Source organism: Parvibaculum sp. (assembly GCF_035325945.1).
Classification (GTDB): Bacteria; Pseudomonadota; Alphaproteobacteria; order Parvibaculales; family Parvibaculaceae; genus Parvibaculum.
Genome location: NZ_DAOKYX010000004.1, coordinates 109034 through 124842, shown reverse-complemented (window position 1 = coordinate 124842; position 15809 = coordinate 109034). Strand labels below are relative to the sequence as shown.

Here is a 15809-nt window from a genome sequence, read left to right as displayed (position 1 = left end):
CTGATCGGTATTCGGCATGACAGGGAAGCTCCCGTCGGCGAAGAAAGTGGGGGTTTCTGTTGCCAGGTACCCCCGAACCCCGCCTTACCCTGCTAGGAGCAAGGGCTTGATTTGAAGTGCTGGCACTGCATTACGCAGCGAGAGCAGCCTCAGCATAGTTGTCGTTGGCAACTATAAGACGGCCCGATAACGGCGGAACCATGCCGGGCAAAAGCACTGTCTTTACACCCTCGTCGATCCTGTTTCGCCCCCAATGGACCCTGCCGCGACAGGGGAAACTGGTGGAGGCGCCGGGTACCGCCCCCGGGTCCGAATGGCTTATTACACAGCCCGTTTATCGCCATAGTCGGCCGAAGCCGACGGGGTGAATATAGGGAGTGGCGCCGACGAAATAAAGGCATGGGGTCGCAGGCCGGAAGGAATTGGCGGTTGTTGTTGATAATCATTCTCACCCTCAATAAAGTGCCGCGCCAGGAATGCCGCCGGGGCACGATTCCCCCGAAGATGAGGACGAGATGACGATCAGACGCCGCCTTCGCCTATTCGCGCTTGCCGCCGCCGCCAGCCTCTCGGCCGTCGCCGCCCATGCGAGCGAGATCAATATCTACACCACGCGGGAAGCGGGGCTCATCGAGCCGCTGCTCAAGGCCTATACGGAGAAGACCGGCGTCAAGGTGAAGACGGTTTTCATGAAGGAGGGGCTTGCCGAACGCGTCGCGGCGGAGGGGCGCAACTCGCCCGCCGATCTCCTGATGGCTGTCGATGTCGGAAGCCTCATCGAACTCGCCGACAAGGGCGTGACCCAGCCGGTGAAATCGGAAACGCTCGATGCGGCGATCCCAGCCAATCTGCGCGATGCCAAGGGCAACTGGTTCGCGCTTTCCTCGCGCGCCCGCGTGCTCTATGCGTCGAAATCGCTCACTTCGCTCACCTCGTTCACCTATGAGGAGCTTGCCGATCCGAAATGGAAGGGCCGGATCTGCATGCGCTCGGGCCAGCACCCTTACAATACGGCGCTGATTGCCGCCCATATCGCGCATCACGGCTTGGCGGCCACCGAAACCTGGCTCAAGGGCGTGAAGGCCAATCTCGCGCGCAAGCCCGGCGGCGGCGACCGCGATATCGCCCGCGACATTCTCGGCGGCATCTGCGACATCGGCATCGGCAATTCCTACTATGTGGGGCTCATGCGCAGCGGCAAGGGCAAGCCGGAGCAGAAGGCCTGGGGCGAAGGGATCAATGTCGTGCTGCCGATCTTCGAAAAGGGCGGCACGCATGTGAACGTGTCCGGCGCCGCGCTCGCCAAACATGCGCCGCACAGGCAGGAGGCGATCGCGCTTCTCGAATTCCTCGTCTCGGATGAGGGCCAGGCTCTTTATGCGGAAGCCAATTTCGAGTATCCGGTGAAGCAGGGCGTCAGGATCGCGCCGCTGATCGAGGCGCTCGGGCCCCTCAAGGTCGATCCGGTTGCGCTGACCGAAATTTCCGCGCATCGCAAGCAGGCAAGCGAGCTCGTCGACAAAGTGGAGTTCGATAGCTGATACAGGGAAGCCTTGCGCGCGCGACTGCGGCGGCCCGGCGGGTTCGCCGCAGCCGGGCGGAATTCGGCTGGCTGGCCGTTTCGGCCATCGTCGCCCTTCTGATCCTGCTGCCGCTCGTCACGCTGGCGCTCATCGCGGCGCAGGGCTCGGGCGATCTGTGGCCGCATCTCGTCGCGAATGTCATTCCCGGCGCGGCGAGGCGAACGATCGTTCTGATGGCCGGTGTCGGGGCGATGGTGCTCACGATCGGCGTCGGCACGGCATGGCTCGTGACGGCCTATGATTTCGCCGGCAGGCGCGTGCTCGAATGGGCGCTGCTGCTGCCGCTCGCCGTTCCCACCTATGTGGTGGCCTTCGCCTATCTCGACATTCTCCATCCGATCGGCCCGGTGCAGAGCGCGCTGCGCGAGATTTTCGGCATTGCCGATCCGCGCGCCTTGCGGCTTCCCGACATCCGCTCGATGGGGGGCTGCATCCTGCTGCTGGGGCTCGTGCTCTATCCTTACGTCTATCTTTCGACCCGCGCGATGTTCCTTCTGCAACCCGCCAATATGATCGAGGCTGCGCAGACGCTCGGCGCGAGCCGCGCGGCGGTCTTCTTCCGCGTCGTGCTGCCCTTCGCGCGGCCCGGCATCGCGGTCGGCGCGAGCCTCGCGCTTCTCGAAACGCTGAACGATATCGGGGCGGCCGAATTCCTCGGCGTGCGCACTTTCACGGTTTCGATCTACTCCACATGGATCAACCGTTCGAGCCTGCCTGGCGCGGCGCAGATCGCGCTCATCATGCTCGCCATCGTCGTGGCGCTGATGCTGATCGAGCGATGGGGCAGGCGGCATGGCGACGAGGCGGTGTCCTCCGAAAGCGTCGAGCCCATGCCCGTGCGGCGGCTGGGACCCATCGTTGGCGCGGCGATGCTTTTCGCAGGCAGCCTGCCGGTCATTTTCGGCTTTCTCGTTCCGGCAAGCTATCTCGTCTGGGAAACTCTCAGCCGGTTGCAGGCGGACGGCCTTTCGCCTTCCATCGTGACGGAGACGGCGAATACGGCCTTCGTCGCCTCCATCGCGACGGTGGTGACGCTGGCGGCGGGTTTCGCGGTCGCCTATGCGGCGCGGGTGGCGCCCGGCGCCGCCGCCGCGTTCACCGGGCGCATGGCGGGGCTCGGCTATGCGGTGCCCGGCACGGTGATGGCGCTCGCGCTTCTCACGCCGCTAGCGAATTTCGACAATGCGGTCGACGGGCTTGCCCGGGACGTCTTCGGCATATCGACAGGGCTTCTCCTTTCAGGCTCCGGCGCGGCGCTCATCTATGCCTATGCGGCGCGCTTTCTCGTGATGCCGGTGAACGGTTTCGAGGCGGGGCTGGCGAAGATTTCCCTCGCCGTGGACGAGACGGCTCGCACGCTCGGCGCGAGCCGCATGGCGCTGATGCGGCTCATCCACCTGCCGCTGCTGCGCCCGGCGCTCGCCACCGCCGCGCTCATGGTCTTCGTCGATTGCATGAAGGAGCTTCCGGCGACACTGCTTCTGAGACCGCTCGATTTCGAGACGCTCTCTACGCATCTCTATGCCGAGGCGGCCCGCGGCACCTATGAGGACGGGGCGATCGCCGCGCTTCTGATCGTGCTGGCGGGGCTCCTGCCGGTGGTGCTGCTGTCGCGGCTGGCGCGGCCTTCGGCGCAGGCGGGCGACTGAAATCCGCCATTTCCGGCGGAATGCGACTTATCCACAGACCATGTGCGGCGCTCTGGCCGCCTGCACCGACAGAAGGTGAGTGGCGCTTTCCGCTACCGGGGGCGGGCGCGAGGTTCTAGACTATCGGAACACTCGAATCGAGCGGCAGCGATGAAACAGTATCTCGATCTGATGCGCCATGTGCGCGACCACGGCACAAGAAAAACCGACCGCACGGGAACGGGGACGCTCAGCGTCTTCGGCTGGCAGTCGCGCTACGATCTTGCCGAGGGTTTTCCGCTCGTCACGACGAAGAAGCTGCATCTGAAATCGATCATTCACGAGCTTCTGTGGTTTCTCGCGGGCGACACCAACATCGCCTATCTCAAGGCGAACGGCGTCGGCATCTGGGACGAATGGGCGGACGAGAAGGGCGATCTCGGCCCGGTCTATGGCTATCAGTGGCGCTCATGGCCGACGCCTTCCGGCGAGAAGATCGACCAGATCAGGAATGTCGTCGAACAGATCAGGCGGAATCCGGATTCGCGCCGCCTCATCGTCTCGGCCTGGAACGTCGCCGATGTCGATCAGATGGCGCTGCCGCCCTGCCACTGTCTCTTCCAGTTCTATGTCGCGGACGGAAAGCTCTCCTGCCAGCTCTATCAGCGCTCGGCGGATATTTTCCTCGGCGTGCCGTTCAACATCGCATCCTATGCGCTGCTGACCATGATGGTTGCGCAGGTGACGGGGCTCGAGGCGGGCGAGTTCATCCACACCTTCGGCGACGCGCATCTCTATCTCAATCATCTGGAGCAGGCGAATTTGCAGCTCTCGCGCGAGCCGAGGCCGCTGCCGCGCATGCACATCAATCCCGATGTGAAGTCGATCTTCGATTTCACCTATGATGACTTCCGGCTCGAAGGCTACGACGCCCATCCGCACATCGCCGCCCCGGTCGCGGTGTGAGGCGGCAGCGGCTCGTGACCGTGCTGCTGACGCTCGTCATGCTCGCCCTCGCCATTGGCGGAATGATCGCCATCAATTTCAACACGCGGCCGCTCGATCCCGAGCCGCTGCGCGTGCAGCATCTCAGGTAAGCCCCGCCCCATGACGGACAAGGTTCATATCGCGCTTGTCGTCGCCATTGCGGAAAATGGCGCCATAGGCCGCGACAATGGCATGCCGTGGCGGCTTTCGAGCGACATGGCATGGTTCAAGCGCGTGACCATGGGAAAGCCCGTCATCATGGGCCGCAAGACATGGGACACGCTGCCGAGAAAGCCGCTGCCGGGGCGGCCCAATCTCGTCGTCACGCGGGACGGGGACTTCGAGGCGGCGGGCGCGGAAGTTTTTTCATCGCTCGATGCGGCGCTCGCGCATGCGCAAACGCTGGCGGTGGAAGGTGGCGCGGGTGAGGCGATGGTGATCGGCGGCGCGCAGATCTACGAGCAGGCGCTGGCGCGGGCGACGCGCATCTATCTCACCGAAGTTCATGCGAAGCCCGAGGCCGATACGTATTTCACTTTCGACCGGGCGGCATGGCGCGAGGTTTCGCGCGAGCGGCATGGCGCGGGCGAGAAGGACAGCGCCGATTATTCCTTTGTCGTGCTGGAGCGGAAATGACCACCTCCGAGATGAACCTTTCGGCGAGCCTTCACTACATCACCTTTCCTTCGCTGCATGAGACGCCGCTCGTCATCGCCGCGCGGCTCAGAATTCCTTCGCATGTCGAAGGAAAGATGCCCGCAGTCATTCTGCTGCATGGCTCGGCGGGGCCTTCGGCGCGCGAGGGCGGCTATGCGGATGCGTTCAACGCGGCGGGCTTCGTGACGCTCGAGCCCGATCTCTGGGCGGCGCGCGGCCTTGCGGGCGGCGCCGGGGGACGGCCGAAATCCGTTCAGGAGACGCTGCCGGATCTTTATGGCGCGCGGGCCTTTCTCGCCGCCCATCCGAAGGTCGATGCGGCGCGCATCGGGGTTGCCGGTTTCTCCTTCGGCGGCGCGGCGGCAATGTTGGCGGCGACGCGCGGGCATAATGACGTCTTCCTGCCGGGCGGCGCCTTCAGGGCGATCATGCCCGTCTATCCCTCGGCCTGGATTTTCAACTGCGTGCCGGGCTTCGAGTTCGGCAATCTCGTCGATGCGCCCTTGCTGCTCGTCACCGGCGCGCTCGACCAATATGACAACGACCCGGAGATCTCGGCGAAGCTCGTGGCCGCGCTCGACGAAAGCGACCGCGCGAAAATCCGCATCGAGGTCATGGCGGAGGCGCATCACGGCTTCGACATGCCGGGCGTCGATGTCGAGGTGAGCGATCCCTTCGGAAATCAGGGCAAGGGCGGGCGCGTGATCATGCGCTACAATCCGGCCGCAACGGAGAAGGCGCACAGCAACGCCGTCGCTTTCTTCACGGCGGCGATGGCGGAGCGATAGAGCTTGAGGCGCTGGCGCAGCGCCGCCAGAATGAGTGATCTCAAAACTTGAAAGAAGGATATGGCGATGGACGTTCGCGCGGCGGTGGCATTCGAAGCGGGAAAGCCACTCGAGATCGAGACGGTGCAACTCGAGGGGCCGCGGGCGGGCGAGGTGCTGATCGAGGTCAAGGCAACAGGCATCTGCCATACAGATGCGTTCACGCTTTCGGGTGCAGACCCCGAGGGGCTCTTTCCCGCCATTCTCGGCCATGAGGGCGCGGGCGTCGTCGTGGAAGTCGGCCCCGGCGTCACTTCGGTGGCGGTCGGCGATCACGTGATCCCGCTCTATACGCCCGAGTGCCGCCAGTGCAAGAGCTGCACGAGCCACAAGACGAACCTCTGCACCTCGATCCGGGCGACGCAGGGCAAGGGCCTGATGCCCGACGGCAGCAGCCGCTTCTCATGGAAGGGCAAGCCGGTGCTGCACTATATGGGCTGCTCCACCTTCGCGAATTACACGGTGCTCCCCGAGATCGCGGTGGCGAAGATCCGCAAGGACGCGCCTTTCGACAAGGTCTGCTACATCGGCTGCGGCGTGACGACGGGGATCGGCGCGGTGATCTTCACCGCGAAGGTCGAGGCGGGCGCCAATGTCGTCGTCTTCGGCCTTGGCGGCATCGGGCTCAACGTCATTCAGGGCGCGAAGATGGTGGGCGCCGACATGATCGTCGGCGTCGACATCAATCCCGCGCGCGAGGCGCTCGCCCGCCAGTTCGGCATGACGCATTTCGTCAATCCGAAGGAAGTGAAGGGCGATCTCGTCGGCCATATCGTCGAACTGACGGGCGGCGGCGCGGATTACAGCTTCGAGTGCATCGGCAATGTGACCACGATGCGCCAGGCGCTCGAATGCTGCCATCGCGGCTGGGGCGTCTCGACCATCATCGGCGTCGCGGGCGCGGGGCAGGAGATTTCGACGCGCCCCTTCCAGCTCGTCACCGGCCGCGTGTGGAAGGGCTCGGCCTTTGGCGGCGCGCGTGGACGCACGGACGTGCCGAAGATCGTCGACTGGTACATGGACCGCAAGATCAACATCGACGATCTCATCACCCACACGCTGCCGCTCGAGGACATCAACAAGGGTTTCGACCTCATGCATGAGGGCAAGTCGATCCGCTCGGTGGTCGTCTATTGAGGGAGGCCCCTTGAGCGCATCGCAGATCAGCCTCGTCGCACCCTGTGCCGCGCTTCTCGGCGGGTATGCGGCGGCGCTGCGCGCGGGCTGGTCGCCGAACACGATGCGCGATGTGAGCGCGGAGGAGCTGGAGGCGGTCGAGGCCGATCCGGAAGGCTTTCTCCGCGATCTCACCGACGAGAAGGGCATGGTGACGCTTGCCGATGGCAGCCAGGTGCCGCGCCTGCCATTCCGCATTTTCTGGATCGACGACGGTGAGTTCTGCGGAGCGATCGGCCTGCGCTTTCAGCGCGGTACGGAAGATCTGCCGCCGCATGTGCCGGGGCATATCGGCTATTCGATCGTGCCGTGGAAGCGCAGGCGAGGCTATGCGACGCGGGCGCTTCGGCTCATCCTTCCGGTGGCGCGCGCCGAGGGCTTGCGCCGCGTGCTGGTGACGTGCGACGCGGATAACGAGGCATCGAGAAAGGTCATCGCCGCCAATGGCGGCGTGCTGGACGGCTTCACCCCCCATGATCCCGAGACGGGCAGGCCGAAGCTCAGCTACTGGATCAGGACATGATGGCGGGCGATGCCGACATTGCGATCATCGGCGCGGGCGCGGCGGGCCTTGCGGCGGCGAAGCGCGCGAGGGAACTGGGGCTCACCTTCGTGCTCATCGAGGCGAAGTCCCGCATCGGCGGCCGCACGCATACGGACACCGCCTCGCTCGGCGTGGCGTGGGATCGCGGCGCGCACTGGCTTCACTCCGCATCGGTCAATCCGCTGACGCGCATCGCGGATGAACTCGGCCATCCCTATCTCAAACGGCAGAGTTTTCGTACGCGGCATCTTCATCTCGGCATGAGATGGGCCGACGGGCGGGAATGCGACGACTATGCTTGCACGATCGACGCAGCATTCGGCGCCGTCGATGCGCTGGACGCGGAGGGGCGCGACGTTCCCGTGGCGGCGGCGCTCGACCGGGGATCGCGCTGGTACAGGCTCATCGAGCATGTCGACGAAGCGATCAGCGGATTGCCCCCGGAAGAAATCTCGACGCTCGATCTCTGGCATTATGAGGATACGGGCGAGAACTGGCCGCTGGCGAGAGGCTATGGCGCGCTGATCGAAGCCTATGGCGCGGATATTCCCGTGAGCCTCGAGACGGCCGCGACCTCCATCGACTGGAGCGGGCAGGGCGTCGCGATCGAGACGCCGAAGGGCACGATCCGGGCGCGCAGCGCCATCGTCACCGTTTCGACCAATGTTCTCGCGCGCGGCCTCATCCGCTTCAGGCCGGGCGTTCCTGCGAGGCTTCAGGGCGCGCTCGAGAATGTGCGCACGGGCGCCGCTAACAAGGTGGCGTTCAAATTCTCGCGCGATGTCTTCGGCCTGCCGGATACGAGCCATGCCTCCTTCATGGACGAACGCGCGCCCTCGCGCCATGCGCTCAGCTTTCAGATCCGCCCCTTCGGCGCGGAACTCGCCATCGCCTATCTCGGCGGGCGTTTCGCCGCCGAGATGGAGGCGGCAGGCGAGGCGGCGATGATCGAGACGGCGCGCGACGCGCTCGTCACCATGTTCGGCACGTCGATCCTCGCGCATCTCGAAAAGGCCGTTACGACCGCATGGAGCGGCGATCCGCATACGCTCGGCGCCTATTCCTGCGCGCTGCCGGGCCATGGCGACGACCGGCGCATTCTCGCAGAGCCCATTGGCGGGCGCGTCTTTCTCGCCGGCGAGGCGGTTCATCCGCGCTGGTTCTCAACCGTTCAGGGTGCGTTCCTTTCCGGAATAGACGCGGTCGAGCGCGCCGCGGCCGTCATCGGCCATTGCTCTCCAGGCGGCGCATTGACAGAATGACGGCACTCAAAAAATCAGATCGAAACGGATCAGGGAGGATTTGATGTCGAACGCGAAACTCATTGCCAGCGGATTGCTGTTCCCGGAAGGGCCGATCGCCATGCCCGACGGGAGCATCATTCTCGTCGAGATTAAGCGCGGCACGCTCACGCGCGTCACCGCGGCGGGCAAGGTCGAGGTCATCGCCGAGCTGGGCGGCGGCCCGAACGGCGCGGCCATCGGGCCCGATGGCGCCTGCTATGTCTGCAACGATGGCGGCTTCGAGTTCCATGAAGTCGATGGCGCGCTCATTCCGGGCGATGCGCCTGCGGATTATTCGGGCGGGCGCATCGAGCGCGTCGATCTCAAGACCGGCAAGCATGAAGTGCTCTACCGCGAATGCAACGGCATTCCGCTCAACGGGCCGAACGACATCGTCTTCGACAAGCATGGCGGCTTCTGGTTCACCGATCTCGGCAAGGGCCGCGGGCGCACGCAGGATCGTGGCGGGCTCTACTACGCCAAGATCGACGGCTCGATGATCAAGGAAGTGATCTTCCCCATCGTCTCGCCGAATGGCGTCGGCCTCTCGCCTGACGAAAAGACCGTCTATGTCGCCGACACCATTCCCGGCCGTCTCTGGGCGTTCGACATCGTGGCGCCGGGCGAGATCGCCAAGCAGGCGGGGCCGCTCCCCGGCCGCTATGTCGGCTCCGGTCCACAGCTCTGTTTCTTCGACAGCCTCGCCGTCGACTCGCAGGGCAATATCTGCGTCGCGACGATCTTCAATGGCGGCATCACGACCTTCTCGCCGGACGGCTCGAAGATCACCCATACGCCGACGGACGATTTCCTTACCACCAATATCTGCTTCGGCGGCAAGGATTTGAAAACGGCCTATATCACGCTCTCCTCAAGCGGGCGGCTCATCTCGATGGATTGGCCGGTGAGCGGACTGCCGCTCAACTTCCTCAACAAGTAGTCGCGCAATACAAGTCCGCAGCCGGAAATTCCGGCTGCGGAACGGCGCTTCCGCCGTTGCGAATCGCATGCAATGATGCCGCCGCCAGCGGGGGAAACCCGCATTACGAAATGGGGAGGCTGGAATGCGTATTTCTTTCACGACAGTCGTTGCGTTGGTTGCGTTCGCAGGTGCGGCTTATGCCGCCGATCCGCTCGAGAGCTACTACGGCAACACGGTCGTGCTCTCGAACCCGAATTCGGGCGAGATGCACGCCTTCGTCAACCAGGACGGCACCTACCAGACCAAGCTCGCGGATGGCTCGACGGTGAGCGGCACCTGGGCGATCAACGGCGATCAGGCCTGCTACACGCAGACGAACCCGGCACCGGCGGCGGATGCCAAGCCCTTCTGCGCCAAGGCCGAAGCGCATAATGTCGGCGACAGCTGGCAGGTCGCCGGCGCCGACGGCACGCAGACCACCATCACGATCAAGGCCGGCCGCTGAGCCGGATTTCATCGGAACTTCCGCTGTCCCGGGGCCGTTCCGGCCACGAAACGGGCCTTGCGGGTGCATGTGAGCATGTCACCATGCCGTGCCCCACGGGCACAGGGTCATCAATCAGGGAGAAGAAAATGCGCCTGATGTTCAGTGTCCTTGTTGCGTTTTTTGCGTTCACCGGATTTTCGCTCGCCGCGGACGATCCGTTCGCCAATTATTACGACAACACCGTCGTCGTCTCGAACGCGCAGGGCGAGCGCGCCGTCCACATCAACAAGGATGGCACCTATTCCCAGACGCTCGCCGACGGCAAGTCGGTCGGCGGCAAGTGGAAGATCGACGGCAGCCAGGGTTGCTTCACGGCGGACAATGCGGCGCCGGACGCCAAGCCCTATTGCGTCGCCGCCGAAGCCCACAATGTGGGCGATGCGTGGGAACTGACCGCGCCGGATGGCAGCAAGGAGCAGGCCACGCTGAAGGCGGGCCGCTGAACGCCGCCACCAACGGCTCGAAATGCGAATGGCCGGTTCTTGCGAGCCGGCCATTTTCGTTTCTCTTGCGTTCGGATTTCGCCTCAGTCCTCGATGACGATCTTCGGCGCCCTGTGTTCGGTCGATGAAAGGGCGCGGTCGAGATGCGCGCCGACGCGGCGGGCGATCTCGATGAAGGGGCGCGCCTCCTCGCTATCGGGCGCGGTGGCGACGACCGGCGTTCCGGCGTCCGAGGTTTCGCGCACCCTCATATGGAGCGGCACCTCGCCGAGGAAATCGCAGCCCAGCGTTTCGGCCATGCGCCGCGCGCCGCCCTGGCCGAAGATGTAGGATTTCTCGCCCGAACCGGGGCTGACGAAATAGGCCATGTTTTCCACGATGCCGAAGACGGGGACATGCGTCTTCTCGAACATCGCATAGCCCTTGCGCGCGTCGATGAGGGCGATGTCCTGCGGCGTGGAGACGACCACGGCGCCGGTCAGCGGCACGCGCTGGGCCATGGTGAGTTGCGCATCGCCCGTGCCGGGCGGCATGTCGACGATGAGCACATCAAGCTCGCCCCATTCGACATCCATGAGCATCTGCGTCAGGGCGGACTGGACCATGGGCCCGCGCCAGATCATCGGCGTGTCCTCATCGACAAGGAAGCCGATCGACATGGTCTTGATGCCGTAATTGCTCATGGGAATGAGCTTCTTCGTTTCGGCATTGGCCTCGGGCTTGCCCTTTATACCGAGCATGCGGGGGATGGAGGGGCCGTATATGTCGGCATCGAGCAGGCCGACGCGGCGGCCGAGTTTCGCAAGGCCCAATGCGAGATTGACGGCGACGGTCGATTTGCCGACGCCGCCCTTGCCGCTGGCGACCGCGACGATCGCGGCGACGCCGGGCACGCGGATCGGGCCCGCATGGGCGGATGTGCGCCGCTGCCCGTGCCCATGGTCGTGACCATGGGCGGCCTGTGGCTGTGGCGCCGGGCGCGGGGCCGGCTGCGGCTGATCGCGATGGGCGGTGACGACGGCCGTGACGCTCAGAACGCCGGGCAGCTTGCGCACCGCCTCCTCGCATTCGCGGCGGACCGGCTCCATCGAGGGGCCGCGCTCGGGCGAAACCTCGAGGCTGAAGCCGATATGGCCATCGCGCACGATCAGTCCGCGAAGAAGGCCGGCGGCGACGACATTTCTGCCGCTCGCGGGGTCGATGACGCCCGAAAGCGCCTTGACGATGTCATTCTGAGTAACGCTGCTCATCGGTCTCACTCGGGAATATCGCTCAGCGGGAATTTTTCTCTGCGGCGTTTTGTCTGCGCGCGCGTGGCGGGGCGGATCGGCGCCGCGCCAAGCGCATCATAAGCGCGATAAAGTTGCGTTGCGTGCGATTTTGCCTGCGGCGCACTGTCCCGCCAATGCGTTGCACCGGGAAGGTGAGTGTCATATAAACCCGGGTACGTCCAAATCCAACACCGGATCATCCTCTTCATTTCAAAGGATTTTTGATGCCCTGGAGCAATCAGAACGGCGGCGGCGGCTGGCAGGGCGGCGGCGGCAACAGGGGCCCTTGGGGGCAGGGGCCATCGCGTGGCGGCAATCAGCCGCCGGATCTCGACGAACTCATCAAGCGCGGGCAGGAAAAGCTCCGTGAGATTCTGCCGGGCGGAACAGGCGGCTCGAGCGGGCCTTTCATCGTTTTCGGCCTCTTCATCGTCGCGCTTCTCGTCTGGAGTTCGTTCTTCCGGGTGGATACCGACCAGCAGGGCATCGTGACGCGCTTCGGCGAATTCGTTCGCCTGGCGCCGCCCGGCCTTCACATGAAGCTGCCTTACCCGATCGAGAGCGTGGCGTTCCCGACGGTGACGCGCGTCAACCGCACCGATATCGGCACACGAGAGGGCGGCGGTGGCGGCGATGAAGGGCTGATGCTGACGGGCGACGAGAATATCGTCGACATCAATTTCGCCGTCTTCTGGCGCATCAAGGACGCGGCGAGCTATCTCTTCAAGGTCGAGGACCCGGACCGCGCCGTGAAGGCGATCGCCGAAAGCGCCATGCGCGAGGTCGTGGGCCAGTCGAAGATCCAGGTACTGCTGACGACCGGCCGGACCGAGGTGCAGTCGAAGGTTCGCGATCTGATGCAGCAGGCGCTCGATGATTATGGCGCGGGCATCTCCATCACCGAGGTGAAGCTCCAGAAGGTCGATCCGCCGGCGGCCGTCATCGACGCCTTCCGCGACGTGCAGGCGGCGCGCGCCGACCAGGAACGCCTCCAATATGAGGCGAATACCTACGCCAATACCGTCGTTCCCAAGGCGCGCGGTAACGCGGCGCAGATCACGCAGGCTGCGGAAGCCTATCGCGAGCAGATCGTCGCCGAGGCGCAGGGTGAGGCGAAGCGCTTCATCTCGATCTACAACGAGTACAAGAAGGCGAAGGATGTGACGCGCCGTCGTATCTATATCGAAACGATGGAAGGCGTGCTTGGCGACGTGAACAAGGTGATCATCTCTCCCAACGAGAAGAACGTGCTGCCTTATCTGCCGCTTTCGGGCCTGCGGCCGCAGACACGGTCCGGCTCGTCCGCCGGGGATACGACATCGTCCGCCGCTTCGCCGGCCGGCTCGGAGGCACGCCAATGAACAAGTCCGTAGGCATCGGCGCGGGCGCAGCGCTCCTCGTCGCCATCGTCGTCCTTTATTCGTCGCTCTTCACCGTCAGCATGACGCAGCAGGCGATCGTGCTGCAATTCGGCGATCCGCGCGGCGGCGTCATCACCAAGCCGGGGCTGCACTGGAAGCTTCCCTTCATCCAGAACGTCGTTTACATCGACAAGCGGCTCCTCAATCTGGAATCGCCGACGGAAGAAATCATCGCTTCCGACCAGAAGCGGCTCGTCGTCGACGCCTTCGCGCGCTACCGCATCGTCGATGCGCTGAAGTTCTATCAGGCGGTTCGCGATCCCCGGCTGACCGAGACGCGGCTTCAGCCGAGCTTCGGCTCCGCGCTGCGCAATACGCTCGGCGACAATACGCTCGAGGCGCTGGTGCGCGACAATCGCGCCGGGCTGATGCGGAAGATCCAGGTCGCCTTCAGCAATGCGACGACCGATCTCGGCATCGAGATCGTCGATGTGCGCATCCGTCGCGCCGACCTGCCGGAAGCCAACAGCCAGGCGATCTTCCGCCGCATGCAGACGGAGCGCGAGCGGGAAGCCGCCGAAATCCGCGCGCAAGGCCAGGAAGAGGCCCAGCGCATCCGCAGCCGCGCCGACCGCGACGTGACCGTGATCCTCGCCGATGCGGAACGCGACGGCCAGATCGCGCGCGGTCAGGGCGACGCCGAGCGCAACAAGGTCTTCGCCGAGGCATTTGGCCAGGATCCGGAGTTCTTCTCCTTCTATCGCTCCATGCAGGCCTACAAGAAGGGCCTCAAGGGCGACAGCACGACCATGGTGGTCGCGCCGGATTCGGAGTTCTTCAGCTATTTCGGCAGCGAAACGGGCAGCACGGGCGCGAAGCGCTGAGGGAGCGGCAAGTGACGGAGCTGCTCTCGGCGCTCGGGCTGGTGCTCGCGATCGAAGGCGCGCTCTATGCCGCCTTTCCCGGGGCCATGCGGCGCGCGCTCGCATCTCTCGGAACCCAGCCCGATCAGGCGCTCAGGGCAGGCGGACTGCTTGCGCTGGCAAGCGGTGTTGTGCTCGTCTGGCTGGTGCGGGGGTAGAGCCCGGGAACGGGCTCTGGTGACGGCGATCGGGAGCGTTTCATGAGCCGAGTTCGGTGGCTAAGCGATGGATGGGGCCGTCGGGCGGCGCTTGCATTCGCGGTTCTTCTCGTCCTGTCGGCAGCGGGGACGGCGCGGCTCGAAGCGGCCGCGCGCATGGTGCCGCAGAGCCTTGCCGAACTGGCGCAGAAGCTTTCGCCCGCCGTCGTCAACATCTCGACGAGCCAGACGCTTCCCGGCGGCGCGGGCGCGGACGATGAGGGCATTCCTGACGAGGGCGCGCCCTTCGAGGGGCAGCCGGGAATACCCGCCTTGCCCGGCCGGCCCGAAAAGGTCCAGTCGCTCGGCTCGGGCTTCGTCATCGACCCGGCGGGCATCATCGTCACCAACAATCACGTCATCGAAGGCGCCGACCGGATCGACGTCACCTTCTCCGACGGCACGACCCTGCCGGCGAAGGTCAGGGGCCGGGACGAGAAGACGGATATCGCCGTGCTCAAGGTCGAGGCGAAGCGGCCTCTCACCTATGTGACGTTCGGAGATTCGAGGAAGCTGCGCGTCGGCGACTGGGTGGTGGCGATCGGCAATCCGTTCGGCCTTGGCGGCTCGGTCACGACCGGCATCGTGTCGGCGCTCAATCGTGACATCCATGCCGGCAATTACGACGACTTCATCCAGACCGACGCCGCCATCAATCGCGGCAATTCGGGCGGCCCGCTCTTCTCGCTCGGTGGCGAGGTGATCGGCATGAACACGGCCATTATCTCGCCTTCGGGTGAATCCGTCGGCATCGGCTTTGCGACGCCATCGAGCACGATTGCGCCGATCGTCGATCAGATTCTCCGCTATGGCCAGATCCGGCGCGGCTGGATCGGCGTGCGCATCCAGTCCGTCTCGCCGGAAATCGCCGCGACGCTCGGACTTGCCGACGCGCATGGGGCGCTCGTCGCGGGCGTCACGCCGGGCGGTCCGGCCGCAGCGGCGGGGATCGAGACGGGTGATCTCGTGACGGCGTTCGACGGGCAGGACATCCGCGAAATGCGCGACCTGCCGCGCATCGTTGCCGAGACGGAGATCGGCAAGCAGGCGACCATCGTGGTCATGCGGGCGGGCAAGGAAATGCGCCTGAAGATCAGGGTCGCCAAGCTCGTCGAGGCGGATGAGGCGGCCGTGGCGCAGAAGATCGCGCCGCCGCCTGCCCAGGAGAAGGTCCAGATCCTGGGCCTCGATCTCCTCGCGGCGACGCCGGACGTTCGCGCGCGCTTCAAGCTCGATGCGGGGACAGGCGGCGCGGTGGTGGCAGGCGTCAAGCCTTCGAGCGCGGCCGAAGGGAAGGGCGTCAAGCCGGGCGATGTCATCGTCGAGGCCGGACAAACCCCGGTGAAGGGGCCGCAGGATGTCGTGGCGGCGGTCAACGACGCGAAGAAAGCCGGGCGCAAATCCGTTCTGCTGCGCCTTCTGAGCGGGGGCAGCTCGCGCTTCGCGGCCGTGCCGGTCGA

The 15809-nt window shown here is 65.0% G+C and carries 16 protein-coding genes and 1 other RNA gene; 15 read left to right on the top strand and 2 right to left on the bottom strand.

The window, feature by feature from the left end:
* Positions 1-45: 45 nt before the first annotated feature.
* Positions 46-400: a transfer-messenger RNA gene (gene ssrA, locus PKA57_RS04325) on the bottom strand.
* Positions 401-521: 121 nt separating this feature from the next.
* On the opposite strand from ssrA, the gene PKA57_RS04320 reads away from it, so the two are divergent.
* The 11 genes from PKA57_RS04320 (at position 522) to PKA57_RS04270 (ending at position 10597) form a co-directional block, all read left to right on the top strand.
* Positions 522-1541, top strand: coding sequence for a Fe(3+) ABC transporter substrate-binding protein (locus PKA57_RS04320; protein ID WP_324297894.1), 1020 nt, complete (start codon positions 522-524; stop codon positions 1539-1541).
* A 215-nt stretch (positions 1542-1756) separates the two neighbouring features.
* Positions 1757-3232: an iron ABC transporter permease gene (locus tag PKA57_RS04315; RefSeq protein WP_324297842.1), complete on the top strand. Its 1476-nt coding sequence runs from the start codon at positions 1757-1759 to the stop codon at positions 3230-3232.
* Positions 3233-3382: 150 nt separating this feature from the next.
* Positions 3383-4177 carry a thymidylate synthase gene (locus PKA57_RS04310; RefSeq protein ID WP_324297840.1) on the top strand — a complete coding sequence of 265 codons (795 nt, stop codon included), beginning with the start codon at positions 3383-3385 and terminating at the stop codon, positions 4175-4177.
* A gap of 141 nt (positions 4178-4318) precedes the next feature.
* Positions 4319-4834 carry a dihydrofolate reductase gene (locus tag PKA57_RS04305; protein WP_324297838.1) on the top strand — a complete coding sequence of 172 codons (516 nt, stop codon included), beginning with the start codon at positions 4319-4321 and terminating at the stop codon, positions 4832-4834.
* Positions 4831-5643, top strand: a complete 813-nt coding sequence (locus PKA57_RS04300; protein ID WP_324297836.1) for a dienelactone hydrolase family protein — start codon at positions 4831-4833, stop codon at positions 5641-5643. Before PKA57_RS04305 ends, PKA57_RS04300 begins: the two co-directional genes overlap by 4 nt.
* 66 nt (positions 5644-5709) lie before the next feature.
* Positions 5710-6819, top strand: a complete 1110-nt coding sequence (locus tag PKA57_RS04295) for an S-(hydroxymethyl)glutathione dehydrogenase/class III alcohol dehydrogenase (protein WP_324297833.1) — start codon at positions 5710-5712, stop codon at positions 6817-6819.
* A 10-nt stretch (positions 6820-6829) separates the two neighbouring features.
* Complete coding sequence (locus PKA57_RS04290) at positions 6830-7381, top strand: GNAT family N-acetyltransferase (protein ID WP_324297832.1); 552 nt, start codon at positions 6830-6832, stop codon at positions 7379-7381.
* Positions 7378-8664 carry an NAD(P)/FAD-dependent oxidoreductase gene (locus tag PKA57_RS04285; protein WP_324297830.1) on the top strand — a complete coding sequence of 429 codons (1287 nt, stop codon included), beginning with the start codon at positions 7378-7380 and terminating at the stop codon, positions 8662-8664. The genes PKA57_RS04290 and PKA57_RS04285 overlap by 4 nt, the downstream gene beginning before the upstream one ends.
* A 43-nt stretch (positions 8665-8707) precedes the next feature.
* The gene (locus tag PKA57_RS04280; RefSeq protein WP_324297828.1) at positions 8708-9625 is read left to right on the top strand and encodes an SMP-30/gluconolactonase/LRE family protein; all 918 of its coding nucleotides are present in this window, start codon (positions 8708-8710) and stop codon (positions 9623-9625) included.
* Between the two features lie 124 nt (positions 9626-9749).
* Positions 9750-10112, top strand: coding sequence for a hypothetical protein (locus PKA57_RS04275; protein ID WP_324297826.1), 363 nt, complete (start codon positions 9750-9752; stop codon positions 10110-10112).
* Positions 10113-10249: 137 nt separating this feature from the next.
* Positions 10250-10597: a hypothetical protein gene (locus PKA57_RS04270; protein ID WP_324297825.1), complete on the top strand. Its 348-nt coding sequence runs from the start codon at positions 10250-10252 to the stop codon at positions 10595-10597.
* An 83-nt stretch (positions 10598-10680) separates the two neighbouring features.
* Here PKA57_RS04270 and PKA57_RS04265 read toward each other — a convergent pair whose 3' ends face one another.
* Positions 10681-11847, bottom strand: coding sequence for an Mrp/NBP35 family ATP-binding protein (locus tag PKA57_RS04265; RefSeq protein WP_324297823.1), 1167 nt, complete (start codon positions 11845-11847; stop codon positions 10681-10683).
* Between the two features lie 245 nt (positions 11848-12092).
* Between PKA57_RS04265 and hflK the strand changes: the two genes are divergently transcribed.
* The 4 genes from hflK to PKA57_RS04245 all read left to right on the top strand — a co-directional run.
* Positions 12093-13229 carry an FtsH protease activity modulator HflK gene (gene hflK / locus PKA57_RS04260; RefSeq protein WP_324297821.1) on the top strand — a complete coding sequence of 379 codons (1137 nt, stop codon included), beginning with the start codon at positions 12093-12095 and terminating at the stop codon, positions 13227-13229.
* On the top strand, positions 13226-14113 hold the full coding sequence (gene hflC / locus PKA57_RS04255) for a protease modulator HflC (protein ID WP_324297819.1): 888 nt from the start codon (positions 13226-13228) through the stop codon (positions 14111-14113). The genes hflK and hflC overlap by 4 nt, the downstream gene beginning before the upstream one ends.
* An 11-nt stretch (positions 14114-14124) precedes the next feature.
* Positions 14125-14310 carry a DUF2065 domain-containing protein gene (locus tag PKA57_RS04250; RefSeq protein ID WP_324297817.1) on the top strand — a complete coding sequence of 62 codons (186 nt, stop codon included), beginning with the start codon at positions 14125-14127 and terminating at the stop codon, positions 14308-14310.
* Positions 14311-14352: 42 nt separating this feature from the next.
* Positions 14353-15809: Do family serine endopeptidase (locus PKA57_RS04245; protein ID WP_324297816.1), on the top strand; the 1457-nt coding region annotated here is incomplete at its 3' end.